The sequence below is a fragment of the Methanosarcina hadiensis genome (assembly GCF_046529725.1).
Lineage (GTDB): Archaea > Halobacteriota > Methanosarcinia > Methanosarcinales > Methanosarcinaceae > Methanosarcina > Methanosarcina hadiensis.
The window spans coordinates 2255120-2281275 of the sequence record NZ_CP136241.1 but is presented as its reverse complement, the minus strand read 5'-3'; the positions used below and the strand labels follow the sequence as shown (position 1 = coordinate 2281275).

Below are 26156 nucleotides of genomic sequence, written 5' to 3'. Positions count from 1 at the left end.
GTGACACGAATTCTATTTCGAAATCAACTTTAGTTGACTTGATCTCAAATCTATTTTTTAAAAAGATACATATAGGAGATGCTTCCAGTTAATATATACTATAATATTACCCAATTTTACTGGAGATGACTGAAAGTGACCATCTGGGAATACGACGTTAAAGAGATCAGGTTCAGTGAGTGGTCAAAGGCAAAAGAAGACCTTAACAACCTCGGAGTTGAAGGCTGGGAACTGATTAAGTTTTCGAATGAAATCGATGAAAACGGCATGATAACAGCTGTCTTTAAAAGACCCGTTGATTATGTTGATGCAGCTTTCTAAAACTCTTTTTATATTTACCATTTCTTGTCTTGTTTTTCTCCTTATAAGAACATCTGAGGACGTTACTTTTTGCTCTTTCAAACCCATGTTTTTCATCAAATCTGGTATCAAATTAAACTGGTATCAAATTAAGCTGTATCAAATGAATTTTTATCTGTTCTGGATTTATGACTTAGCCATCTTTGTCTAGAAGTATATTTTTACTATTCACTTCTTCCAGCAGTATATTTTTATCGTTCACTTATATCGAAATTATTTTTTCGCCTTAATTTTCGCCTTAAATCCGACTGATAACGTAAATTCAAAGTTTTATGGTAATTTCTGAGTCCTGAGATAGACTCAAGTATAAAATTTTGGGTTAACAGCGTTTACGCATCTTGCTATATGAAAAATTTATTATCTTGCCGAATATTACAATTATTTATCAAAATAATATTCCTGGGGGAAAATCATTTAACACTGATATTTTTCGGTTATTTGCAGCATTATTATGACTGAAAAAGGTATCTAATTGTAAGGGCAGACCATATCTTAGAGGAGGAGAGATTTATGGGAGACGAAGTGAAAAGCAGCACAGAAAAAAAACTTGACAAAGAAAGCGGTACCGACTTGATGCAGAAACCTGAGATAAGCGCAGACCAATTTTTCAAGGTTTTTGATTCCTCTATTCAGGGTGTCAGGCAGTGCAAACTGATCTCTGCAGCTTTTGAGCTGGGAGTATTTGAAGCTCTTAGAGTCCCCATGTCAGCAGGAGCTCTTGCTGAAAAGCTTGGTTGCGACCCTGTTCTTATGCCGCACTTCTGTGAGGCCCTTCATAGCCTTGGATTTCTTGACAGGTTTGAGGAAGGAATAGATAAGGAAGAGGAAAAAGCTCAGTCTGTTCAAAAAGACGCTGACGAAAGTGAAGACAGGAGAAAATCAGAAGCCGGGTTTGAAAACCTGAGTCCTGATGATCAAGCCAAAAATGGCAGAGCGGTGTATTTAATTTCCGAGCTCAGTGCAACATACCTTTTGAAAGACTCTCCGTTTTCTCAGCAGCATTACTTTGCCGAAAGGGTAAGAAATGCTGAACGCTGGGCACGTCTTCCTCAGATAATGAGAAAGGGACCTGATATTGTCGAGAAAGGGCCTTTTTTTGGGGAAATTGTCCACTGCATGGCAGAAAACGCGCGCTGTGGCCTTCTTCAGGAGACGGTCCGCGTTGTTCGGGAAAACGTTGATTTCACAGGTATTGAAAAACTGCTTGACCTCGGGGGAGGGCATGGTCTCTATGCAATCGCTTTTTCAGAATTGAACGAAGAAATTCAGGCTTTCGTTTTCGACCTCCCTCCTGTCACGAAGGAAACAAGGCATTTCATAGAAAAATACGGGGCTTCAAGAGTGGATATAATTCCAGGGGACTTTTTTAAAGACGAAATCGGAAGCGATTACGATCTGATCTTTTCTTCTTTCAATCCCGGAGGAAAAGTGCCCTCCCTTATCCCCAAGATTGCCGAAGCCTTAAAACCAGGAGGTGTTTTTGTAACCAGGCAGGTCCCTGATGAAAATACGAAATCCAATCCCATTATGAGCCTTGACTGGAATCTCTGGACTTTTGAAGACGTGAAAAAAGGGAGCTCAGGCTTCAGTTTTGAAAACAGCGTTCCTTTTAACGAATACATAAATATGCTGGGCAGTTATGGGCTTGAAGTCTTCCGTGCCCTTGACATGGATGACGGGTCAAGGATTGTGTTTGCATGGAAAGTGGGTTGAAGTTCTACGGGTAAAACATTAAGGCAGACTTATCAGTCCTTTCTGTCATTTTTCTGCTGTAACGAAGCTGAAACTTCTAACCCGTTTCCTATTTTTTGTGGGATTTTTGCGGAATAATTCTGCTACAGTAACCGTTATTACACAAAAAAACAATCACTAAATGGGGATTTTTGTGATAAAGGAAGCCATGTTCTACGAGAAGATCGGAGACAATAAAGTACACTGCAGCCTCTGTGCCCAGAGCTGCAAAATTGCACCCGGAAAAAGGGGCTTTTGCGGGGTCAGGGAAAACAGGGATGGAGACCTTTATTCTCTTATTTACGGCACTGTTTCAAGCGAGGCTATCGATCCTATAGAAAAGAAACCGCTTTATCATTTTTTCCCCGGGTCTTATGTTTACTCGGTCGGCTCCATTGGCTGCAATTTCCGCTGCAAGCACTGCCAGAACTGGTCAATTTCCCAGGTGTGCCTGGAAGATGCATATACAAAAGATATTATGCCGGACGAACTCGTGGAAAGGGCAATTTACTCAGGCTCGCAGTCCATTGCCTGGACATATAATGAGCCTACAATCTGGCATGAATATACCTCCGAGAGTGCAAAACTGGCAAAAGAAGCCGGGCTTGGCACTATTTACGTAACAAACGGATACATAACTCCCGGACCTCTAAGGGATATCGCGCCCTATCTGGACGCCGCAAATATCGATATCAAGGCTTTCAATGAAAAGTTCTATCATGACGTTGCCAGTGCAAAACTGGCTCCCGTGCTTGAGGCTTCTGCCCTTGCAAAAGAACTCGGAATACATGTGGAGATTACGACCCTTATTATTCCCGGAGTAAACGACTCCCTCGACGAACTCAGGGAACTCTCAAAATGGGTCTACAATAATCTGGGCCCCGACACACCGCTCCATTTCACTCGTTTCCACCCTCAATATAAGATGCAGGATCTTGCCCCTACACCCGTAAAAACCATGGAAGAAGCCTGTAAAATCGCGACCGAAGAGGGGATAAAGTATGTTTATATGGGCAATGTTCCTGGAAGCGACAGAAATAATACCTTCTGCCCGAACTGCGGCAAAATGCTGATCTCCAGAGGTTACTTCGATATAGAAAAATACGAAATCACTCCTGAAAAGACCTGTCCGGTCTGCGGGGAAAACATCCCTATTGTTGGAGAATACAGAAGCTTAAAACAGTCTCCTGATGAATCCGGGTTTTGAGCGGTCCTGGAGTGGTCTTGGAGCAGTCTTAGAGCAATCCTGGAGTGATCTTTGAGTGACCTTTATGCGGGGGCCTGAATCATAAAGAAAAGAAAATGGCAGGTTTGCCTCTGGATTTCAATACGGTATTTCTGAAAAGGCACTTCTCTCATCCTTTCAGAAAAGATACTTCTCTCGTCCTTCTTTAAAGATTTTCACTATCCCTGCCCTGAGGGAAGGAGTATATTTTCCTGGTTCGGTTTCAACAGCCCTGTGAAGTTCTTCAAGTCCTATCCACTCAACGGAGACGGCTTCTCCCGGATCAAATCGGATAAGGTGTGCAGTTTCTTCCGTACACCTGCCTGTAAATACTGTATGGTAAGCTCCTTTATTTCCTGAGATGCAGGGGATTTTAAACAATCTCCTGAAAGGGATCGAGATTCCCAGTTCTTCGAGCATTTCCCGCTCCATGCAGGCTTCATATGACTCACCTGCGACAGTGCCGCTTACGGAATAGGTATAGCGGTTAGGAAACCAGAATTTTGCAGGTGACCGTTTCTGCAGGAGCATCCTGTTTTCAGGATCTAGAAGGATTAGCTGTGAAGCTCTGTGAATATGGTCGCCCGAGTAAAAATCTTCTCTGGCGCGCAGTCCAAGAAAATTATCGTTTTTGTCAACTTCAGTGATCATTTCTATCAGAAAAGGCCCCCTTAGATAACCTGGTTTTAAAATAACTTTTGTATTTATGTGAAGCGGACTCAAAAAAGTTTTCGGAATTTATTAAACATGAAGATAGAAAGATATAAAAAATAAAAATTTTACTGAATTATAGCTGAATAAAAAAGGCAAAAAGAAAAGCTTATCCTTCAGATTTCTTTCATGGTTCTGAAACTTCTTTTGGCCTCTCGGCATGCCTCTGGATTTCTTCAAGAAGCTGGTCGTCGGTCTTGCCTCTTATGTCAATACCAAGTCTTTCAGCTGTTTCCTGCACCTTTGTTTTAGCAGGAGTCGGGGTGGGCTCAGTTAATGATTTCTCAAATTCCTTAAGGCTTTTTTCGGACTCTTTCTGGGCTTTTTTGAATTCTCCAACCGAACTTCCCATGGACCTGGCAAGTTCTGGAAGTTTGGCTGCCCCGAAAAGTAATACAATTACTCCAAAGATCATTAAAAGTTCTTGTGTGCCTATCATGGCTGGACCTCAAGCTTTTCGTTTTCCTTAATAATGCAAATATCAGGGATGATAGTGGCATATAAATGAATATAATTACCTGAATATTTAGCGAATGACCTGAACATCTTTAATTTAGGCTACTCTTTTCATGTTATATAAAGTTTTTATTTTATATTATTATCTAGAATGTTTTATATTATTTAAGTTTTTTTATTTTTCACTTCTCCAGAGCCTGTCCTTTTATTTCATTCCGGTATTTTGATTTTCAGGAGCTTTTTCCTGGTCCGGAATGGAGGATCTGCATTCCAGTGCGCTCAGAGGATTGGGCTTTGCTCCTTTGCTGTTGTTTTCTTCTTTCTTTTCTTTCCCGTTATCTGCGGGGCTAGCTTCGAGTTTTTCCTTATCTTCCTCTTTTTCCCTGGTTTTGTTTGCAGCCTTTCGTGTATAAGAATCGAATTCCGTAAGCTCAAGCTCAGCTGCGCGCTGGGCTTTTTTAAACTCGCCCATCGCACTTCCAAGAGACCTTGCCAGCTCCGGAATCTTCTGCGGCCCAAAGAGGAAAAGGGCAGCGATTATGATTGCTATCAGTTCAGTTGAACCTATCATTGCTGGCTACTATCATCAACCAAATATAAAAGTTCTTTTAAAACAGTTTGTGGGCAGTCCCTATCTGGAAATTCTTTTAAAAAGAAAGGTTTTTGACCGTGCTTCTTCCGCACGATTCGAGACTCAATTCAGATCTGTTCTTAAAACAGCCTGACCAGCAGCAAACTGAATTCGAAAAGGACTGCCAGTAAAACCGCCACAACAATCTGGGCTATGAAAGTAGGGTCAGGGGTAAGGAAAAGTGAAAAAGCCAGAATTCCGCTGTAGATAAGTATCCTCTGTTTTTTGAGAGTCTGGTACTGTACAAGTCCCATTTTCACCGCAAAAACCACCAGGAGAGGAAGCTGGAACACGACTCCGAAACCCGCAAGAATTGTGGTTACGGCTGAAAGGGTATTCTGGACTGAGAGCTGGGCTGTAGCCAGATCTCCCGAATAGAAGAGAATATATCTGAACATTGCAGGGAGGACAAGGAAGTACCCTATTGCTGTCCCCAGAAGGAAGAGCAGGAAAGATGCAGGAATAACCTTCAGGAAAAAGCGCCTTTCGTTCGGATAAAGTCCTTTAGCTGCAAACCTGTAAAGCTGGTAAAAGAACAGTGGAATTGTAATTCCAAGGGAAAATACTAGGCAGAGCTTGAGGCGGGCAAGAGTCCATTCTAGAGGAGAGTATGCCGACATAATCAGGCCAGGGCCTATGAATTCTTTCCAGATCAGCAGCATGCCCTTTGCCGAAAACGGAAAAGCAATAAATATCCCTATTATGAGCCAGATTAAAACTATTGCTAACCGGTTCCTGAGCTCAAACAGGTGGGCCATAACGGGTTCTTCAATATCCCCGGGTACACCGGATGCATATGAATTCTTCCCGGATGCATTTGTGGAAGAATTAACATTACCTGTTTGCTGTGAATCCATTTTTTTTCGCTCTTACTTGAGTGTACCTAAATATATTTATATCGGAATATATTATTGCTTCTGTCTGGAAACATGCCTGATAGTTACATACCTGAATATTTATAGTATTTAAATCATTATAGTATGATTCAGGTTAAAACAATAACCAATTTATTATATAATAGTTTGTATAATATTATAATAGTTTGTATAATATTATTTTTGTACAACTGATTAGGAAATGCAATCAAAGTTAGTAAACATAATCAAAATTAAGAAATGTAATCAAAATTAAGAAATGTAATCAAAATTAGGAAATACAATCAAAATTATGGTCTTCACCAGTTTAATTCCCTCTTAAACTGGAATTCTTAGAATAAGTAGAGAAACTCTTTATAGAAACTGCATAAAAACGAAAGGAAAAAACAAAATAGGAAAAGGAAAGTTGATGATATAAACTCCTGCAATGGATACAGCCTCTTTGAAGCAGGATCATGAATTTCTTTTTGCTTTTCCGGATAGGTACTCCACATGTCTGAAGCTATTGAAAACTTAAGTGCAATCCTTGTAACCCTGAGAAACAAATTGCTTGTGATAGCCGCAGTTCTTCTCACAGGTATTGTTGTCTCCTTCCAGTTTACAGGTCCCCTTATCGAGAGAATGAAAATTGACCTCCTTCCGGAAGGTGCAAAGCTGGTTTACGTATCCCCTCTGGAAGTAATGATGCTGCAGCTTAAGCTCTCTATCATAATAGGACTGCTCTTTACCCTGCCCATTATTGCATTCTATGTCTATCGGGCTATTTCAAGAAGGTATTCAATTAAGATTCCTGTGTCTATAGGAAAAGGCCAGTTTTTTTTCCTGGGCATAGCAGTTGTAATAATGTTTGCACTCGGGGTTGCTTATTCTTACTTCCTCATGCTGCCCCTATTTCTTAAATTCCTTTATATTGACGCAGAAAGTTCAGGGGTAACTGCAACTTATTCAATCTTCAAATTCATATCATTTATAGCAACAACTACAGCCATATTCGGTCTGGTTTTTGAACTCCCTATAGTGCTCACTTTCCTGACAAGAAACGGATTCGTACAATACAAAACTCTTGTGACCTACCGCAAGCATATCTATGTCCTTGCCATGTTTGTCGCAGCCCTTGTTACTCCCGGGGCGGATGTTTTCAGCCAGATGATGGTTGCAGTGCCAATGGTAATTTTTTTTGAGATCAGCATGATAATAGTAAGGATAATTGGAGTGAAAAATAAGGTTTCAAAGCCTGATTCCTCATTATCGTGAAAAAAAGACTGCCTGAAGATTCTGGGAAACACTGCACCCACCAGTATGGCTGCTTTTCCTCACTCGAAACTTCATTGTCTTCAGAAGCTCCATTCTATTACATTTTCAGAATTATCGATAAACTGAGCTTAGAGATGCGCAGAACGTTTATGGACATTGTTGCTGAAATCAGCCACTTGGGGTACTGATTCTGGGTCCGGGACGATCGCAAGTCCCCCAGGAGAAAACTCGACATTCACTGATGCTGAGAGGGTATCGTTTGAGGTGTCAATAACAGAGAGGGTCCCGTTCCCAGAAACGTTGCTGTTTGTCACATACACCTTTTTTCCATCTGGGGTTACTGCAAGTCCTGTGGGACTACCTCCTACAATATCCATTGTGGCAATAATAGTATTGTTTGAAGTGTCAATTACAGAGACAAAACCATCATCTGTGCCAGCCGCATATGCCTTCTTTGTTCCTGCCAAGTATACCTTTTTCCCTGTCGGATTAACTATAACTTCATGAGGAGAATTGTCTACATCCACCGTAGCTGTAACAGTATTTGTAGCTGTATCAATTACAGAGACATAATGACCCTCGTTTGCCAAGTATACTCTTTTTCCATCCGGGGTTACTGCAATTCCTTCCGACCAGTTCCCTACATGTACTGTAGCTGTAACCATATTGGTAGCTGCATCAATTACAGAAACGGTATCGTCAAGAGCATTAATGCTGCCATGATTGGCCACATATACCTTTTTTCCATCCGGAGTGACTGTAATCCTTTCTGGCCAGTTTCCAACAGGCACAGTAGCTGTAACAGTGTTTGTGTCGGTATCAATTACAGAAATATTATTGCTGTCACCACTGGTCACATATACCTTTTTTCCATCAGGGCTGACTACAATATCATAAGATCCCACTTTCACAGTATCCGTAATAGTGTTTGTAGCTGTATCAATTACAGAGACATTACCATCCCAGGAGTTCGTAACATATACATTTTCTCCATCAGGTGTGACTGCAACTCTTTCAGGCCAAGGTCCTATTTTTACTTTGCTTATAACTGTTCCTGTGGCTGTGTCAATTACATAGACATTTAATCCACTTGTAACGTATACAAATGGCCATGTGGATGAAACTCTTTTTTCAACGGTTATGTTAGTAATTTTGGAACTAGTATTGAGTCCATTGCTAGCCGTCAAATTAACGGTATAGTTTCCTTGAGCTCTATACACATATACAGGATTTTGTTCTGTGGAATCTGATAGACCATCATTATCAAAATCCCAGTTCCACACAACTGCATTTTCCGAAAGATCTGTAAACTTAACAACAAGAGGTGCAGTGCCATTAGTTACGCTGGCTGTAAAGTTGGCAGTGGGAGTAATTGAATTTTGAGGGCTGGACTGAGATACAAGAGGTAAATAGTCAAATTCATTCTCATAGATATTATAAGGCAGGTCTCCAATCCCATTTTCATCCAGGTCCACGCAGATCTGGGAGAATCCAGTCCCATCTGGCTTTGCCCAGAAGTTTCCTCCAATGTAAGGGTTACCGACAATGTTACTACCTGAAGTGAGTGAATTGTTCCAGGTATTTCCCCCTTCGCCAGGTGCAAACTTTATGTTTAGACTGTTATTAAAATAATTATTGTAGATTCGTTTGCGGCCATTATTTTCCGTATCAAAAATTCCACATTCTGCAGAGGACATTATTGCATTGTTGACTATATCAACATCACAGCCATCTCCTAATTTAATTCCGATATTACAGTTTAATATTGTATTATTGTCAATTATCGAACTTGCAAACGAAAGCCTAATCCCACAATCGCAGTCAGTAATCCTGTTATTACGAATCTCTACTGTTTGATCAGATTCGGATATTCCAGTGGAACAATTTGAGATTGTGTTACCTAATACTGCATTATTTACTGCACAGCAGCCAATGTGTATACCTTCACCGTTAGAAATTTTGTTTTCGGCTATTAAATTGCCCGAACTCTCGGATCCCAGAAGAATACAACCATTTTCAATGATATTACCTGTCAGTTTGTTCATGTCGCTAGAAACGACGATTGAACTTTCAGGATAATCCTTACTGGCTCCTATTATTTTCAAACCACTGATCGCGACACTGTCAGCTTCTATCAGAAAGGTACTTACGCTTTCATTCAGCGGTTTTATCTGCGCACTGCCATTATTTGATTCTGGCCTGATAGTTAGACCTTTTACGTCAACACGAACGTTTTCAGTATAAATTCCAGGCATCACGATTATTGTGTCCCCTATTACAGAATTATTCACAGCTTCCTGAATTGATATGAAATCAGCTCCACAATCATCATCTACTGTAATTTCCCTTGCTGATGAAATAGCTGAAATAGATATTATAAAAATAAAAGCTAAAGTTATTGAAAAAATTGTTCTATTTCTCACTTATTTTCCCCCAATTAATTCTAATATAATCAGCTATGAATATTAATCTAAACATTATTAATAAATTCTATACTTTAAATGATATTTAATTACTGGTTGTTCTTTTAAGGGCTTATTTTGGGGAATAAAAGTTAAATCGAAACAGGCTTATGTAGAATTACGAGAATTTTTCAAAGAAGAGCATAACATTGGAGTTAAGACGGTTATATTCAATTTCCTTCTATACTTTTACCATAGTCCGGAAAGTATTATTTAACAGAAACCCTTATTTGCAGAGGTCATGGAGCCCAGGTACGTAAAAGCAAATGCTCAGGTTATTGCTGCATCCGTTATTTACGGGTTTGCAGGCATTTTTTTCCTGTTCATAAAAGATATGGCTGCAGAATCTGTTGTCTTTTTTCAGCTTCTTCTTGGTTTTCTGGCTCTTATTGTTTATCTGGGAGCCAGGGGAAAACTCTCAGGAATGAAACTTCGGGGAAAAAGGAAAGCCATGCTGCTTCTTGGAGCCTGGCAGGCTGGAGGGCTGCTGTCCTATTACATGGCTGTTAGCTCTACAAACGTTTCTTTATCAGTGCTTTTACTGTACACTGCCCCTGTTTATGTCCTGCTGGTTTCTCCTATTGTCCTTAAAGAAAAAATCAGCACAAAAAACCTTGCTGCCCTTGTGCTCTCGCTTACAGGCGTGATAGTAGTAGTTGGTCCTGAAAGTATTTTTTCCGGCACAGCAGCCGGTTCCGGTTATTTATTCGGAGTGCTCATGGGGCTTCTTTCAGGCTTTTTCTATGCCTGCATAACCATGACCTCACGTTATCTCGGAGATGAATATTCGGGGCTTGAACAGCTTTTTCTCTCAACAGGCGTGACTCTGGTACTTCTCTTTCCTCTGATGTTGAAGGTATCTTTTGCATCCCTTCTTGAAAATTTGCCTGTCCTTATCTTCCTGGGAGTAATGATTACTTCCATAGGCTCAATTCTATTTTTTACAGGGCTCGAGCACGTTAAAGCCCAGAATGCAAGCATAATGTCCCTTCTTGAGCCTGTGAGTGCTATTTTTTTTGCCTATCTGATTTTACACGATCCGATTTCTACAGGTACTCTGATCGGGTGCGCTCTTATTCTTACAGGTTCCCTCACTATGAGTCTGGAGAAAGAAAGTAAACATGAAGCTTTTAAACAGTGAAAAGCCATTCTCTATACCTGACCGTTCCTGTTACGCTCGACGCATGAGAGCAGCTTTCCCGCAAAAAAATAGAAGCGAAAGAAGAAGAGCTAAAACCAAAAATCACGAAATGAAAATAACAAATGGTTCTTGCAAGCCGGAAAGAACGGGTAAGTAGGGAAAATGACGCTGTACAGGTTAGAAATACAGTAACTTAACCTCTTTTGGCTTCTTGAACTCAGCTCAATAACCGCAGATCTTTAGCTCAACAACCGCAAGTCTTCACATCTTTAAGACAAACAGCTTAATCTAAAAATTTATATATATTGAATACTCTATTAGAATATGCAGACTGCCAAGGTGGCGGAGCGGTCACGCAATCGCCAGCAGAGCGATTCAGTCCTGGTTCAAATCCGGACCTTGGCTTATTTTAATTTTTTAATAACTTATTCTATTCTTTCGGATAAGTTTTAATTTTCAGCTTTCTTTAGATTTTATATGATAAGTTGAGATATTATATGATAATTTATCTCCGGCTACTATATCTAACTACTAATTCTCTATTTAACTACTAATTCCCTATTTAACTACTAATTCTTTAGCTACTATCTTTAACTAATAATTTTCTGTCTTTTCTTTTTATGTCATGAATACTCTCTAAATTAAGTTTATAAAAAAAGGTTATCTTCTCATGAGTATATCTAATTATAATCTCAGAAAAAAGGCTGGAAAATTGGAACTGGTTATTGATACCTTGAGCAAAGACCTCAAATTTATAGAGTTTCCTGTAGGCACAAGCAGGATACATAGGGATAATGTTTGCTACGAGCTGGATAGAGAAACCGATACTTTGATAATATGCTCGGAAGGAAATTTTTATAATTCCCTTAAAAAACTGGCTCCTGAACTGATCAACCGATACGGTTTAGGGACAATCAGTGTCCTGAAGATATTATCTATGTCTTTATCTGTTCTATTGTTTTCTTTGCTAATCCTGGAACTGGTGTTCGAAGAGGACCATTCGCTCCTGTCACTCTTGTTGATATCTGCAAACATAATATCTTTCGTAATTGCCTTAAATTTGTATGAAATCGAGAAATATTGTAAGGTTCTAAGATGCAAAAAATGTGGCAGGGACTTTGCGTACGAGGAACTAAAAAAACCTCTTATCAAAATGGTCAGTACTCAGAACAAATACGAGAAAACAATAACAAGTTATATGAAGTGCAAATACTGCGATGACGAAAATATCAAGATTGAAATCGCTCGCAGAAATTCCAAATCCAGAACAAAAGATATGGACAAAAATAGGAAAACCTGCAAAGAGTGCGGGAAAGAGCGCTCTTTAGTTGAGTATAAACGCCCTGATGCGCATCTGGAGCGTTATAACATTTTTAGGACAATCAGGCACTATAAATGCACAGATTGCGGGTACATGGAAATCAGCATAAAGGATGACCATATTGCTATAAACAGAATATAAAAGCAGTCAGGCAAGAAGTAATCTGTGGTAAGAAATAACCAGATAAGAAATAACCAGATAAGAAATAACCAGATAAGAAATAACCAGATAAGAAATAACCAGATAAGAAATAACCAGATAGGAAATAAAGAGAAGGGTATTGTCAACATTTCCTTTTTAAAATATGGGGATTGGGCATCTGGATAGTGGGGAGTTGGGGGTATGGGGGGTATTAAAAGAGTTAAAAATAAGTCTTTGAAGACCTGTCCAGATGCCCACTATTCTAGTGGATTTAATTATATTTATAATTAAAGATTAGCTGTTTATTTATCAAGTATTATCGTGCCAGTTGTGTGTTATTAGCTTGCAGACGGTCCAGTCAAAAGTTGTTCTCTGGAAAACCTGATGAAATCGGAATTTTTAGATGATAGCCTGAAAACTCCGGTCAATTTTAGTTTAAAAATATATAAGAAATGATAAATTAGCAAAGTTATATACCCCTCCAGATTTTTCTATAATTGACTGGCTTATATTCATGCCAGTTTATGGAAGAAACCGGAGCAGAACAAATGAGTAAAAGATCAAAGTTTATTGTTATTTCTCTATTAATCCTATTTTCTGAGATAATGCTTTCTATGACAGCAAATGCCATTTCTGAAGAGTCAATTGATGAGATGACAGGCAATGAACAGAAATCTGCAGAAGATCCTCGATGTGAGAAATGGAAAGAGATTCATACTGTGAAAGTCGAGGTAACAAGAGTTTATAACTACGAAAAAGAGGGAAAACTTAAGGTTACTGAAATTTATTCTGGAAAAGAGCTGAAAAGCAAATTCAAAGATGATAAATTTACAAGGTCACAGACTTTTATAATTCCTGAAGGAGAAGGAGTTACTATCAGTACGGAAAGCGGGAGCCTGAAACTGCAGCCCGGAGAAGAGAAAAAAATTGTGACCCAGGAATCCGCAGTACTTACAACTGAAAATGATCCTTATCCGTATTGCAGCAGTACTTCTTCGGATGCTTCTTCGACTTCTTCTGCGTACCCCCAGTGGACTTTCTCAAAGGTCAATTCACTTTTTAAGACGTATTATAAAATGGAAGACCCCATAAACCTTGTGTGGAAAGAGAAAGACCTGAAATCGGTTAAAAATGTCTTCCTGAGTAAAAAATGGGTTGACAATCCTGTGGAATACACCCATTACCTTTCATATCCTGACGGGAAGTGGGTGGCTGGAGACGGAATGGCTGACAGCAAATACAGGCTTTCCGGCGGCTACCATTTACGGCTCTGGCAACTTCCAGACGGAGATATAGTTTCAAATGCCCATCATGATGACAATGTTCTGATTATTCCCGGACACCAGGTAGACGGATATGAAAATGCAGAAGCCAAAGTTACCGGGTTTTTCGGAACTGTATGCGGAACATACTGGCTGGATAATGAATTCTATAATAGTGAATATAATGCCTATAATGACGGATATGCAACACTTGTATAAGAATTTAAACAAAACGTGCTTAGAGTTTACGAGAAAATAGAAAATGCCTGAAGATAAAAATTCAGAAAAAGACGTTGTAATACCTTAAATAATCAGGTAAGTATCTTTTCCAAACTTATTTTTTTTAAAATATTAAGTAAGATTATTTGGATTATTCAATCAATTATCATCTTAATTTTATTTTTCCTTAAGGAGCCTGTAGTCTTCCGAATTATTATCCTATTTTGCCTGCCAGAAGACAAGTTTTGCGTAGATATAGTGACTAAGATAACAAGAAACAGGTAAGAAGTATTAAGAAATATTTAGGGAACTTTCTTTCTTTGAATTTATAATCTTTTGTGAATTAATGTTATATTCAGTGCGGCATAAGTATATAATTGCATGGGACTGCGCTGGGGGAAACTGCATGACTGTAAAAATCGTTGTCGCTGGGGATGTGAATGTAGACTGGTATTACTGGCCCAGACCTTCATACTCTATCAGAGAAGACACGAACTGGAAGCTTTACGAGGGCATTGATACAAATCCACAGCCTGGTGGAGCTATTATTTTGGCTGAGTGGCTGAAAGATATTCTTCAGATTGAAACAGAGAAATCACCTTACTCGCTTGCGAGCCCTAGCTGTGAAGACCTGGTTAGAAAGAACCTCAGCGAGGTTTTGCATACAAATGTATACCTGGATTTATTTCCTTCCGTTCCTTCCACTGACACAAAAGAAGAAGCCAGGGTATATAGAGTTAAAAATTATTTAGGGCATATATCCTCAGCCAATAAAATGAACTACCCGGCTTTCCTGGAGATAATTAATGACCAGCCGGATGCGGACGTAGTTATAATCTATGACGCTGGCAGTGGGCTCCGCTTTGAAGAAGGTATCTGGCCAGAAGCATTGAAGGGGGGCAGAAAACCGGTTGTCATATATAACATGTATCCGCCTCTTTTCAAAGGGGATCTCTGGGATCAGGTTTTAAGGTATCATAAAGACAAACTAATTTTGATACTGAATGCGGATGACCTGAGGAAAACGGGCACAAACATAAGCCGTTCGGTTTCATGGGAAAAAAGTGCTGTAGAATTTTTGTGGGAAGTAAACAACAACGAGGATTTTGCGGAAATAAAAGAACTGAACAATGTAATTACACGTTTTAAGTATGAAGGTGCAATTCATTACAGGGGGAAGGCGGAGAGGTCAAAACTATACTTTGATCCTGTGTCAGTCGAAGGGGAGTTCTGGAACTCCAGAAGGCTTGGAGATATGCGGGCTACTAACCTTGTATTTGTTGCTAACCTGTCATCATGTTTAATCTCCAAACTGAATGAAAAGAAAAATGAATATCAGGAGAATAAAAGTCCTCGGGAGAATAAAAGTCCTCGGGAGAATAAAAGTTCTCAAGAAGAGCGTCATCAAACCTCCATAGAAAGTGCTATTAGAGAAGGTCTTGAAGAAGGCATAAGAGAAGGCTTGATTAAATCTCGCGAGTCTTTAATATATGGCTATGGTGACAGTAGCGGAAAGCCAGATTTCTTAAAGTGCACCCATCCAGATATTACCAGAAGCACAGGTGAAAGCTGTGTTTCGGATCAGGAGAACTTATCTCAGGACAGACCATCCAGAAACGAGTCATTCCAGAAAAGATCACTCCGTAACAAACCCTTAAAATCACCTGCCGGTTATATAGCAGATACTCTGCTGCCGTTAAACGAAGATATAGTCGAGCGTTCAGGTAAGGATAAGACTGATGCACACTTCTGGACTATTCTTAAGGAGAAAACAAAAGAAGAATCCGGTAAAATCTCAGGTGAAATGGATTCTACTTATCTGGAAAAGCTCGCTTTTACAATAGTAAAAAAGGGACTGCCCAGCATCAGAGATTTTCCTGTAGGCAGGTTTGGAAAATTAGTTACCGTAGACAGAGCGGAAATAGAAAGTTTCAGAAGTATAAAAAATGTAATGGAAGAGTACATAAATTCTGAAGAAAATTTAAAACCGCTTTCTATTGCGGTATTCGGAGCCCCGGGTTCAGGAAAGTCTTTCGGAATAACTCAGGTCGCAAAGAGTATTGACAGTGAGAAAATAGAGAAAGTAGCATTCAATATTTCACAGTTTATATCCACAAAGGATCTAACAAATGCTTTTCACAGGGTCAGAGATATTTCTTTAAAGGGGAAAATTCCACTTGTGTTTTTTGATGAGTTCGACTCAAAGCTTGAAAACGAAGAGCTGGGCTGGATAAAATATTTTTTGGTGCCTATGCAGGACGGGGAATTCCTGGACTTTGAGACCATGCATCCTATAGGAAGATCAATATTTGTTTTTGCCGGAAGTACATATAACAGGCTCAAAGATTTCTATGAATTTTGCAGTTACTCAAACATACAGAGCAAGTCTTATCCGGGAATGGATTCAGGCAGAAAAGTCTCAAATAAATGCCCTGATTTCCTGAGCAGGCTTCGGGGATATGTAGATATCCTCGGACTCAACAGGGCAAACGAGAAAGATGAAACCTACATAATCCGCAGAGCGATTCAGTTGCGTTCCTTAATCGAAGAAAATGCTCCGAAAATTATTATAAAGAATAACGCCCGTGTTAGCTGTGGAATACTGAATGCTCTGATTAATGTACCGGAATACATGCATGGGGTGCGCTCTATGCAGGCAATTGTGGAAATGAGCATACTTCATGAAAAAAACTCCTGGGAAACAGCTTATCTGCCTCCAGAGGACCAGCTCGAACTTCACATTAAAAGCATAGATGAGTTCTATAAACTTTTAGCCGAAAAGAAGCAGTCGTGTGCGGATATTAAATAACCACGGATATTAAACAACCATCTTTACCTTACACTCTCTGTATCAGAATTGAAATCAAACGTTTGAGAAACTCTAAATAGAACAGTAATTACCTGAGTTTTTGAGACTTACTAATATCTTTTAGACGTTTGACAATTTCCGATTAAAATCGCAACGTTTTTAACAATTGAAAAAGTATTGTCGAGTAACCACGTTAATTTAATAACTACATTCATTTAATAACTGCATTAATTTAAAAATCGCATTAATTTAAAAACGGCAGAAGGATCAAAGATGAAAGAAGGGCTTTTGAATTGTATAACCAGTCTGAGTTCGCCAATCTTGAAAATCATCTGCTCGAAAAGAAATACTACAGGAATACCAGTTGCGAGCATGTGCTTAACACCTATATTTTTACGGGCACAGTTGAGTTTAAAAAACCGAGATTTGAGAAAACTTCTCTTTTCCTTATAAACACATTTGATGAAAAAACTCTTAAAGTAATAAGCAATTCATTCTTCCTTTTCTGCATAGTTATATCCCTGGTTACAATATTCAAATATCCAGTAAGTCGCACTGCAGATTGGTTTTATATTCTTATTATGACGTGTTTTCTTATTCCTTTAATTATTTCCATTTTCATACAGAACGCGCTGGAGTATTATAAGGATACGTTCTGCAATGCGTGCGGAAAAAAACTTGCATGTGAAGAGATCGATGAACCGATCGTGAAGGAGACCAGCGGTTTTGGGAATTACACTCTTTCAGTTACAAGATATTGGAAATGTAAATACTGCGGAAATATGGAGATTAGAGAAAGTCAGGAGGATATTTTCGCAGCACAGGGGGAAATGCTGCCCGCATTTTCCCTGAAAGCTATTGAATGTAAAAAATGCAGGGAAACAGGCTCAATAGTAGAAATAAAAAAACCTGATATAAAGGAAATCGGGAAAAGGAGACTGACGAGAAGGTATTATAAATGTACAATATGCGGCCACGAAGAAATAAATGAACATGAAGAAATAGTTACCAGTAGAATACATGTTGGAGGACCATATTTAGGTTAGGTCGGCCGTAATCCTTCTTCTGTAAGCTAATTCTCCTCCTGTCTCCGGTTTACAGTGCTGTCGAGAATGAAACCGGAAATCAGAAAGACAAAACCCATAACAAACTGATAAAGATGCTCCAGAAAAAGCCCGCATATAAACAATAGGAATCCTGACATCATAAATAGTACACTAAGGAAGTAAATTGAAGAGATTTTAATTTCCGGATTTAAAACTCCAAAGAGCATGTTTCGGAAATATTTCTTCACATATTCACTGCTAATATTTTGAACATGATTTCGATTATTGCTACTGTACAGATAATTTGGTTTATTCTCCATAAATATGTCCCCATTGAACAATAACTCATTAAGTTCTATTTTTTCTTTAAAATATTATTCTCTTTTAGAATTAAAAGTTAATGTTCAGATTATGTAATGGAAAGCTAAACTGACCAATAGAATCCAAACTAACCAATAAATCCGAACTGACCAATAGATCCAAACTGATAAATAGTACCCAAAAGGATTCATAAATTCCTTAAAACATGGGATTAAACTCCCTTACAGAAGATAGAAAGTCTCAAAATCCAGAAAAGAAGTAAAATCCGGAAAAGAAGTCAAGCAGTTGCAAAAGAGATACCATAGTAATTGTCTTTGACTTTTATTTCGTAAGCCCCTTTTTCATTAAGGAAATCAATCGTCCGTTCCCATTCCTCAGGGTTTGCACTGAAATCCACACCAGGAGATTCAATAACTTTTTTCAGCAGCGGGTATTTATCGAGCTCCTCTTCAGTTACGATAACAAATTCATCAGGCGCAAATTCCAGTTTTTCGGCTTCGATAGATTTGGAATATTCATGATTAAGAGCTCCATAGGTAAAGAAAATTGCAGAGACCAGGAGAAGAGGCACAAGAGACACGATGAGGGCCTTGAGAACAAAAGTTGTAAACCACTTCTTTGAAATTAACAGCCCACCTGCAAATAGAAGTCCGTAAATCAAAAACATAAGATATATTGAGGTAGGAGGGTGAATCCCCCTAAGAGCGAAGCCGCTCAGGAAAAAAGTGATAACTCCGATAAAAACGAAAAGTAGATAATTAAAAGTTTTATTTTCGGAATTATTTGCAGGCATCAAGCTTGATATTAAGTTATATGGTTATTTAATTGTTCCCAATCTTGAAAATATATTCAAAATATCTACATTTATATCTCTTTTCTATAATTATTCCTGCTATCACTGACAGAATAAATACACATCCCCATATTGCCCATCCGTAATGAAGATATTGTGGTGGGACATCACTTTCAAATTCTCCAAATAATTCTCCAAAAACAATACCTGAAATATACCCTGCAAAAGAAATAAAAGATGTTAGGCGCCATTTTCCTAATAGGGTCATCAATACTGTAATAAAAGCAACAATTGGCAATACTTGCCTTGTAGTCCAGCTTACAGTGTAAATATAATATGGTTCGTAAATATCAAAGAATTGGGAATTTAGCAAATATATTATTCCGTATAACCCCATGATAATAATGGCAACTAATAACCGTTTTTTCATATCTTCTCCCCTATTATTCATGTCCCCCTCAAGGATGGGCTTTTCCTCTTGAAATTAATTCTCCAAACTTAATTTGCTACTTCTGTGGAAGAGAATCTAATACAATCAATTATTCACAATCAATTATTCAAGATAATTCAATATTTCTTCTTGTTCTACTGTCCGTAGATTCTATATCTTTCTTCAATTAGTTCTACACTTGATGTATAAAGGCATTTAAACATTTTTATATGATTTAATATAACCAGTTAATACAAGTATCTAATTTTAACATTATTTAGCATATTGTAAATTAAAATCTCTGGATTAATTTATGATGAAAATAGATTTAAAATGCAAAAAGCTATCTTATGGCGTATTTCACTTTGTTGGCGATTTTTGACAGGAAAGTGTGAATAAATGGGAAACATTGGTTTCAGGTTAAAAGTAAAATGTGTATGTTTTCATAGAAGATCTGTGAACGAAGAAAAATAAAGGGCAAAAATATGAAATACAAAAAATTTAGAGCATATATTTCCATCCGTCTTTTTTCAGGCTTTTCCTGTGGACCTGATAGTCAGGCATAAGTTCACCAACGAGCTTCCAGAACTTTGCAGAATGGTTTTTTTCTTTTACATGACAGAGTTCATGTACAACCACGTATTCAAGCTGTTCAGGCGGAGCCATTATAAGCTTAAAATTAATCCTGAGGACATTGTCTGCAGAGCAGCTTCCCCAGCGCCTCTTCTGGTGTTTCACCTTAAAAACCGGAGGGTTTATTTTCAATTTTTCCGAATAAACTTTTAGAAATTTGCCAACTTCCGATTCGGCACAGCCACTGTAAAAATTCCAGATCGCTTTTTTTATCAGGGCTGGCTTCAGTTCCTCAGACACCCCTCCCGGAATATGGACATTAATTTCTGACTCATTGAAAGAAACAGAAAGCTTTTTAATTCCTTCAGCGGGCAGGATTTTCAGGGGATATTCTTTACCCAGGTACAGATACTTTTCTCCATCAGTATATCTCTTCTCCTGGCAAGGCAGCCTGTTAGCCTCAAACCAGTCCAGTTTTTCCCATACCCAGCCAGCCTTTTTCAGTACCATATCCCTTATAGCCTCACGGCTAAGCCCGTGCGGAGCTCTAAACTCCACTGTAAGATCCGGGCGGACTACTATCGCTGCTTTTCTCCTCTTTTTGCTGTATATGATTTCGTAGTTTATCGTCCTGCCGCAAGCTATAATGCTGTCGTTTTTTGTCATTGCTGGTTTCCACCTGAGTTCTGAGTTTTGTCCAGTTTAATATTTAACTTTGCTTAAACCTGCCTCTTTGCTCAGAGTTTCACTGAAAACAATGAGATTCTCTTCCCTCAAGAGGACTGGTCAGGAGGACTAAATTTCTGATAATTTAGACCTATACTGCATCATTAGCTATACCGGGTCTTTCTTATCCCGCTCGACGAAGGAGAGCGGTCTTCTCGCAAAAAAGCAGAAAAAAAAGCAAACCGGTCACGCTAAAACGCAAAAAATATTTGAGATTAAGAAAAGAGCAGAATAAATGACATAAGATATTTATTAAGTTCGGGTATAAGCCGTATCCATATCATATGCCCTGGTATAATGTTCAAGGACAAGAAGTGTGAGAATATTGCTGCCGCTATCAAAGGTGTAGATCAGCACAAAGGGTCCGATATGAATTCTCCATTTTCCCTGAAATTCCGCCTCAAGAGGATAACCCATTTCAGGTTTATATGCCAGGAGACGGAGGCGCTTTTTCACATATTCATAGACTGGCCGGTCGAGGCTGTACAGCTTTTTTAGATTCCTTTTGACTGAAGGGTGAACTGCCACTTTATATGTCATTTTTCTACCTTTTCAAGAAATTCTTCAATCTCAAATTCAGGTAAGTTATGCTGTAAGCAATCCTTCTCTGCCTTTCGGATTTTAGATGAAAAGGAAGGTTGAAAAGAAGTTTCAGGCGGGTAGCTGATCTCATTGAATTTAATTTCGAGTTCTTTCAGGTGATTAAAAATCTGTGCAAGTATCATGTACACTCCCTGATCAATATAAAAGGCTTTAAGGATCACATCTCAGACTTAAAACGCTTTTTAAGGTTTTTCTAAATAGGTATTTGATAAATGATTTATATAGCCAATTATATAAATCTTCAGTGTTAAATAAAGGAGTTCAAACTGAAATGGAAGTGAAATATAGCTGAAATTGAGATGGAATATAACTAAAATAGATACGAAATAGAAATGAAACAGAAATGAAACAAAAATGAAATAGATACGAAATAGAAATGAAATAGAAATGAAACAGAAATGAAATAGAAATGAAATAAATTGAGACGCAGTTAAAGTGCAATTAAAACCTGATTTATAAATTGCTCCGCATAAAATTTCTTGACCACTTTTCAAAATCGGGAAAGGGATTATTCAACTAACTATTATATATTTTTAGGCATCAGTAGTATAATGGCAAATCAATCATTAATCATATTATATGGCAATCTATGTATGGCAAATAAATCTGAAGAATGATTTCATGAACCCCATTCACGAAAAATAACAGGAGAATATTCAAATGCAATACAGCATGGGAATTGACGCAGGAGGGACTTATACCGATTCGATCATCATCCGGGATTCCGATGGCAGGGTGATGGATTCGAACAAAGCTCTTACAACCTACCCGGACCTTCTTGAAGGAATTAAAAATTCCATTGACGGTCTGGATGAGCAATACTTAAAAGATGTAAAAATGGTATCTGTCTCGACAACTCTTGCAACAAATACGATCCTTGAAAAAAATGGCTATCCTGTAGGTTTGATCCTTGTAGGAGACTATGAGATCCCTGAAAAAATGCAGGCTGAATATTATACCGTGGTAAAAGGAGGGCACGACCATCACGGAGCTGAACTGGTTTCCCTTGATATGGAAGCAGTTGAAGCTTTTGTGGAGAAAGTAAAAGACCGTGTTTCGGCTTTCGCAGTCTCTTCGTACTTCAGCATCCGGAACCCTGCCCATGAACTGGCAATCAAAGCCCGCATTCAGGAGATTACGGGATATCCTGTTGTTTGTGGGCACGAGCTCTCCCTGGATCTGGGAGCTTACGAAAGAGGGACTACAGCCTACCTTAATGCGCAATTGATTCCTATTGCAAGCCAGTTTATCCTTTCCATCAAAGAAGAGATCAAACGCAGGGGAATGGATGCCAGGCTGCTCATGCTTAAATGCGACGGTTCTGTGGTAGGCATTAACGAAGCCCTGGAAAAACCTATAGAATCAATCTTTTCAGGCCCTGCTGCAAGCCTTGTAGGGGCATCCCACCTTTCAGGGCTTGAAACCTGTGCAGTTATCGATGTCGGAGGGACAAGTACGGATGTCTCCATGCTCGAAAACGGGCTTCCCGAACTCTGCTCTGAAGGAGCTGTTGTTGGGGGCTGGCAGACCAAGGTCAAAGCCATCCGAATGGAAACATCAGCAATGGGAGGGGACAGCCACGTCTGGATCAAAAGCATGAAAATCAACATAGGTCCCCGGAGGGTTATCCCGCTCTGTGTTGCGGCTGTCAGGTATCCAGGTTTTCTTGAAGTCCTCAAAAAAGGAAGAATCCCAGGAACCATGCACCTTGAAGAAAATGTACAGCCTACAAAGTTTTTTATAAGGACAGGGGTAAAGGCTTCCAACCTGGGGAGTTACGAGCAGGATCTCTTTGACAGGATAGGAGACGCTCCAACTTCCCTTAATGACATATTCTGGGAGACTCAGAAAACCCTATCTCCGGGACTTCTTGATTCCCTTATAAGAAAGCGCCTTATCCAGGCGATTGGCTTTACTCCAACCGATGCCCTGCACGTGCTCGGAGATTACCGGGGATGGAATGCGGAAGCTTCAATAGCCGGGGCAAAACTTCTTGAACGGTACACACAAACGGACCATATTGAACTCTGCAAGCGCATTAAAAAGGACGTCGCAAGGAATATGGTGCTGAACCTGATGTCCTTTGTCTTAAAAGATGTCCCTCAACAGGAAATTGAAAAAATTATACTTTCGGACAGGTTTGCGCAGTTCAGGATGAAGATCCCTGTAGTGCTGATAGGAGGTCCTGTAATCGCCTATACTGAGGAATTAAAGCAGATCCTTGATGCTGATATTATAGTTCCCGGGTATTCGGATGTAGGAAATGCTGTGGGGGCTGTAGTAGGAAAGGGCATAAAGAGAGTCGAAATCCTGATCAAGAGCACCTATTCAAAGGACAGGAAAAGGTTAGTCCTTCTTTTCTCCTCAAGAGGCAGGGAAACCTTTGGAAACTATCCGGAAGCCCTTGAATACGCAGAGTCCCTTGGAAGAAAACTGGTTATGGAATACATGGCCGAAGCAGGTCTTGACAAAGGAGAAGTCCAGATAGAGATGAGCAAAAAGGACATCTCTTTGAGTGAAGCGGGTACTATACCTGTGGAAACTAAACTTGTTTTTGTTGGAATCGGTATGCCTAAAGTCTGAGTTCCGGGCTCTTCCGGAACATTTATATTTTTCCCTCAATAGTGCAAATATTACAATCTGGATTTCTTAATTATAATCTGGATCTCTTAATTTGTTCTTCAAGACTCATTTGTTCCAGAGCTCCAGATATCTGTTATAGGGCTCCAGATTTTTTATTCTGAAAAATGAAATGGCACCTTAAGACTATTCTTAAAAATATCACACAAAACAGGAAGTAAAAAATGGCATACAGTCTTGGCATTGATGCAGGCGGAACCTATACTGATTCGATATTGATCAGGAATTCTGATGGAGAGGTTGCAGGTTCAAACAAGGCATTTACAACATATCCTGACCTTCTGGAAGGGATAACAAGATCTATTGACGGGCTTGACCAGGAAAAGCTGAAGCTCGTAACCATGGTTTCGGTCTCCACAACCCTTGCAACCAATACAATTCTGGAAAAGACAGGGTATCCTGTGGGGCTGGTTCTTGTAGGGAATTATGAAATCCCTGCAGATTCGGAGATTGAAAACTGCATAATGGTCCAGGGAGGGCATGACAGCCACGGGGATGAAATCACAGAACTTGACCTTTCTGCAGTTGAAAACTTTGTTTTAAGGCTTAAAGGCAGGGTTTCGGCTTTTGCAGTCTCTTCTTATTTCAGCGTCCGCAACCCTGAGCACGAACTGCGAGTAAAAGCCCTGATCCAGGAACTTACAGGCCTTCCGGTTGTATGCGGGCATGAACTTGCACAGTCCCTTGGCGCCTATGAGAGAGGGGTCACAGCTTACCTTAACGCCCAGCTCCTGCCAGTAGCTGAGGTTTTTCTAAAAACCGTTGTATGCGAAATAAAGAGGAGAGGGCTTGAGCCCAGAATTGCCATGCTCCGCTGCGACGGTTCCGTGGTTAGCATGCACGAAGCTATGAGAAAGCCCATAGAATCCGTTTTTTCAGGCCCTGCCGCAAGCCTGCTTGGAGCTTCCTATCTCTCAGGGCATGACACCTGCGCAGTTATCGACGTTGGAGGGACAAGTACGGATGTCTCACTGATCCACAGAGGACTTCCCTATCTCAGTGAGACCGGAGCAGTTGTTGGAGGCTGGCAGACAAAGGTAAGGGCACTCAGGATGGAAACATCCGCAATGGGAGGAGACAGCCATATCTGGGTCCAGGGCACGAAGATAAATATCGGACCTCGCAGGGTTATTCCTCTCTGCAGGGCTGCTGTCCTTTACCCTTCATTCATGGATACCCTGAGAAAACGCTGGATTCCTGACAAACTCAAATTGAACGAACACATCCAGGCAACAAAGTTCTTTATAAGGACAAAAAAGGAGCCTGTTAACCTTACCAGGGAAGAAGAGGAACTCCTTGCTATGATAAGAGACGAGCCTCTTTCTCTTAAAGACATTTACTGGGACAAAAATATTCTTCCTGCCAGAAAGGTAATGGACTCACTTATCCAGAAAAGGCTCGTCCAGGCTATTGGTTTTACTCCAACCGATGCCCTGCATGTGCTGGGAGAATATGCCGAATGGAATGCTGAAGCTTCGGTAATTGGTGCTACCCTGCTTGCAAACTTTATTGGGACCGAAAGGCAGGAGTTCTGTTTAGATTTAAAGCGGCTTTTTGCCCGGAATATGGCGAAAGATCTCATTTCTTTCCTTATGGAAGGGGTTGACAGGAATGAGATAGAAAAAATGATTGAAATCAGCTTTTTTTCCCGCTTTAAAGTAGATATTCCGGTTGTGCTTCTTGGAGGCCCGGTAAGAGCTTATGTGGACGACCTGAAAAAGCTGATCGATGCCGAAATAATTGTCCCTGAATACTCTGAAGTAGGAAACGCCGTTGGAGCCCTTGTAGGAAAAGGGACAAAGCGTGTAGAGATCACAGTCCGTACAACCTACAGTGAATCAAGATATGACCTGAGGACAAAAGGGGTTTTTGTTTATACCCCTGCTGGAAGAAGGCATTTTGTCATAAGGGAAGAAGCTCTCGAGTTTGCCGAGGAATTCGGAAGAAAACTCGTACTTGATTATATGGCTGAATCCGGACTTTCTCCTGACCATGTTACGGTCAGCATGGAAAAGAAAGACATAATGGTCCATACGGGTAATATTCCACTTGAGACAAGGTTTATCTTCGAAGGAGTTTCAAATTCGGACGTTTATGAAAGAGCAGTGTCTGGCTACAAAATGCCCTTTATAAATTTTGATGAACCTGAAGATGAGTATGAAAAGCAGATCAGATCCGGGGAAGAGGTCTCCTGAAGAGACTTTTATAGTAGAAAATTATAGTGAAAAAGGGTAAAGTTCATAACTCTCCTGTACATTTGGAACATGAAACAATCATTAATACATGTAATGCTGGTTTAAGCTTATCAGTCCATCCGAAAGGTTCATTCAAAACTGTAGAAAAGACTTAATTATTATAAACTGTTTATGTGTGTATGGCTGCCCAGACAGTTGAAATCGCATAACAGAAGTATGGAATACAGAAAC

Annotated in this window: 20 protein-coding genes and 1 tRNA gene; 12 read left to right on the top strand and 9 right to left on the bottom strand. The window is 39.6% G+C overall.

The features are described from left to right. Positions 1-135: 135 nt before the first annotated feature. From RSJ42_RS09555 to amrS, 3 genes are all read left to right on the top strand, one after another. Positions 136-321: a hypothetical protein gene (locus tag RSJ42_RS09555; protein WP_048140757.1), complete on the top strand. Its 186-nt coding sequence runs from the start codon at positions 136-138 to the stop codon at positions 319-321. Positions 322-870: 549 nt separating this feature from the next. After that, entirely contained in the window at positions 871-2073 is a 1203-nt protein-coding gene (locus RSJ42_RS09550) for a methyltransferase (protein WP_410507071.1), read from the top strand. Positions 2074-2245: 172 nt separating this feature from the next. Beyond that, entirely contained in the window at positions 2246-3298 is a 1053-nt protein-coding gene (gene amrS / locus RSJ42_RS09545; RefSeq protein ID WP_410507070.1) for an AmmeMemoRadiSam system radical SAM enzyme, read from the top strand. A 156-nt stretch (positions 3299-3454) separates the two neighbouring features. On the opposite strand, the gene RSJ42_RS09540 is transcribed toward amrS, so the two are convergent. The 4 genes from RSJ42_RS09540 to tatC (RSJ42_RS09525) form a co-directional block, all read right to left on the bottom strand. Then, entirely contained in the window at positions 3455-3967 is a 513-nt protein-coding gene (locus RSJ42_RS09540) for a Nudix hydrolase (RefSeq protein WP_410507069.1), read from the bottom strand. Between the two features lie 187 nt (positions 3968-4154). After that, positions 4155-4466, bottom strand: a complete 312-nt coding sequence (locus RSJ42_RS09535; RefSeq protein ID WP_410507068.1) for a twin-arginine translocase TatA/TatE family subunit — start codon at positions 4464-4466, stop codon at positions 4155-4157. Positions 4467-4688: 222 nt separating this feature from the next. Next, a complete protein-coding gene (locus tag RSJ42_RS09530) occupies positions 4689-5054 on the bottom strand; it encodes a twin-arginine translocase TatA/TatE family subunit (protein WP_410507067.1) in 366 nt (121 codons plus the stop codon). Between the two features lie 140 nt (positions 5055-5194). Further along, positions 5195-5971 (bottom strand): twin-arginine translocase subunit TatC, encoded by a 777-nt coding sequence (gene tatC, locus RSJ42_RS09525; protein WP_410507066.1) that lies wholly within the window; start codon positions 5969-5971, stop codon positions 5195-5197. A gap of 510 nt (positions 5972-6481) precedes the next feature. Here tatC (RSJ42_RS09525) and tatC (RSJ42_RS09520) point away from each other — a divergent pair. Beyond that, positions 6482-7243, top strand: a complete 762-nt coding sequence (gene tatC, locus RSJ42_RS09520; RefSeq protein ID WP_410507065.1) for a Sec-independent protein translocase TatC — start codon at positions 6482-6484, stop codon at positions 7241-7243. Between the two features lie 128 nt (positions 7244-7371). On the opposite strand, the gene RSJ42_RS09515 is transcribed toward tatC (RSJ42_RS09520), so the two are convergent. Continuing rightward, positions 7372-9666 (bottom strand): NosD domain-containing protein, encoded by a 2295-nt coding sequence (locus tag RSJ42_RS09515; protein WP_410507064.1) that lies wholly within the window; start codon positions 9664-9666, stop codon positions 7372-7374. 280 nt (positions 9667-9946) lie between these two features. Here RSJ42_RS09515 and RSJ42_RS09510 point away from each other — a divergent pair, with 280 nt between their 5' ends. The 6 genes from RSJ42_RS09510 (at position 9947) to RSJ42_RS09485 (ending at position 17644) form a co-directional block, all read left to right on the top strand. Then, the gene (locus tag RSJ42_RS09510) at positions 9947-10846 is read left to right on the top strand and encodes a DMT family transporter (protein ID WP_410507063.1); all 900 of its coding nucleotides are present in this window, start codon (positions 9947-9949) and stop codon (positions 10844-10846) included. A 333-nt stretch (positions 10847-11179) separates the two neighbouring features. Then, positions 11180-11251 (top strand) — tRNA-Cys (locus RSJ42_RS09505). Positions 11252-11516: 265 nt separating this feature from the next. Beyond that, positions 11517-12308, top strand: a complete 792-nt coding sequence (locus RSJ42_RS09500; RefSeq protein WP_410507062.1) for a hypothetical protein — start codon at positions 11517-11519, stop codon at positions 12306-12308. Positions 12309-12856: 548 nt separating this feature from the next. Continuing rightward, positions 12857-13789, top strand: coding sequence for a hypothetical protein (locus tag RSJ42_RS09495; protein ID WP_410507061.1), 933 nt, complete (start codon positions 12857-12859; stop codon positions 13787-13789). Positions 13790-14195: 406 nt separating this feature from the next. Further along, positions 14196-16598: an AAA family ATPase gene (locus RSJ42_RS09490; RefSeq protein ID WP_410507060.1), complete on the top strand. Its 2403-nt coding sequence runs from the start codon at positions 14196-14198 to the stop codon at positions 16596-16598. A gap of 707 nt (positions 16599-17305) precedes the next feature. Continuing rightward, on the top strand, positions 17306-17644 hold the full coding sequence (locus tag RSJ42_RS09485; RefSeq protein ID WP_410507059.1) for a hypothetical protein: 339 nt from the start codon (positions 17306-17308) through the stop codon (positions 17642-17644). 598 nt (positions 17645-18242) lie between these two features. Here the strand turns inward: RSJ42_RS09485 and RSJ42_RS09480 are convergent. The 4 genes from RSJ42_RS09480 to RSJ42_RS09465 all read right to left on the bottom strand — a co-directional run bounded on the left by RSJ42_RS09480 (position 18243) and on the right by RSJ42_RS09465 (position 21027). Continuing rightward, positions 18243-18758, bottom strand: a complete 516-nt coding sequence (locus RSJ42_RS09480; protein ID WP_410507058.1) for a hypothetical protein — start codon at positions 18756-18758, stop codon at positions 18243-18245. Positions 18759-18786: 28 nt separating this feature from the next. Then, the gene (locus RSJ42_RS09475) at positions 18787-19209 is read right to left on the bottom strand and encodes a hypothetical protein (protein WP_410507057.1); all 423 of its coding nucleotides are present in this window, start codon (positions 19207-19209) and stop codon (positions 18787-18789) included. Between the two features lie 480 nt (positions 19210-19689). Continuing rightward, positions 19690-20427, bottom strand: a complete 738-nt coding sequence (locus tag RSJ42_RS09470; RefSeq protein WP_410507056.1) for a M48 family metallopeptidase — start codon at positions 20425-20427, stop codon at positions 19690-19692. Between the two features lie 312 nt (positions 20428-20739). Further along, positions 20740-21027, bottom strand: a complete 288-nt coding sequence (locus RSJ42_RS09465; protein WP_410507055.1) for a type II toxin-antitoxin system RelE family toxin — start codon at positions 21025-21027, stop codon at positions 20740-20742. 723 nt (positions 21028-21750) lie between these two features. Here RSJ42_RS09465 and RSJ42_RS09460 point away from each other — a divergent pair. Together RSJ42_RS09460 and RSJ42_RS09455 are read left to right on the top strand one after the other, a co-directional pair. Next, positions 21751-23673, top strand: a complete 1923-nt coding sequence (locus RSJ42_RS09460; RefSeq protein WP_410507054.1) for a hydantoinase/oxoprolinase N-terminal domain-containing protein — start codon at positions 21751-21753, stop codon at positions 23671-23673. A 221-nt stretch (positions 23674-23894) separates the two neighbouring features. After that, complete coding sequence (locus tag RSJ42_RS09455) at positions 23895-25925, top strand: hydantoinase/oxoprolinase N-terminal domain-containing protein (protein WP_410507053.1); 2031 nt, start codon at positions 23895-23897, stop codon at positions 25923-25925. The last annotated feature ends 231 nt before the right edge of the window (positions 25926-26156 follow it).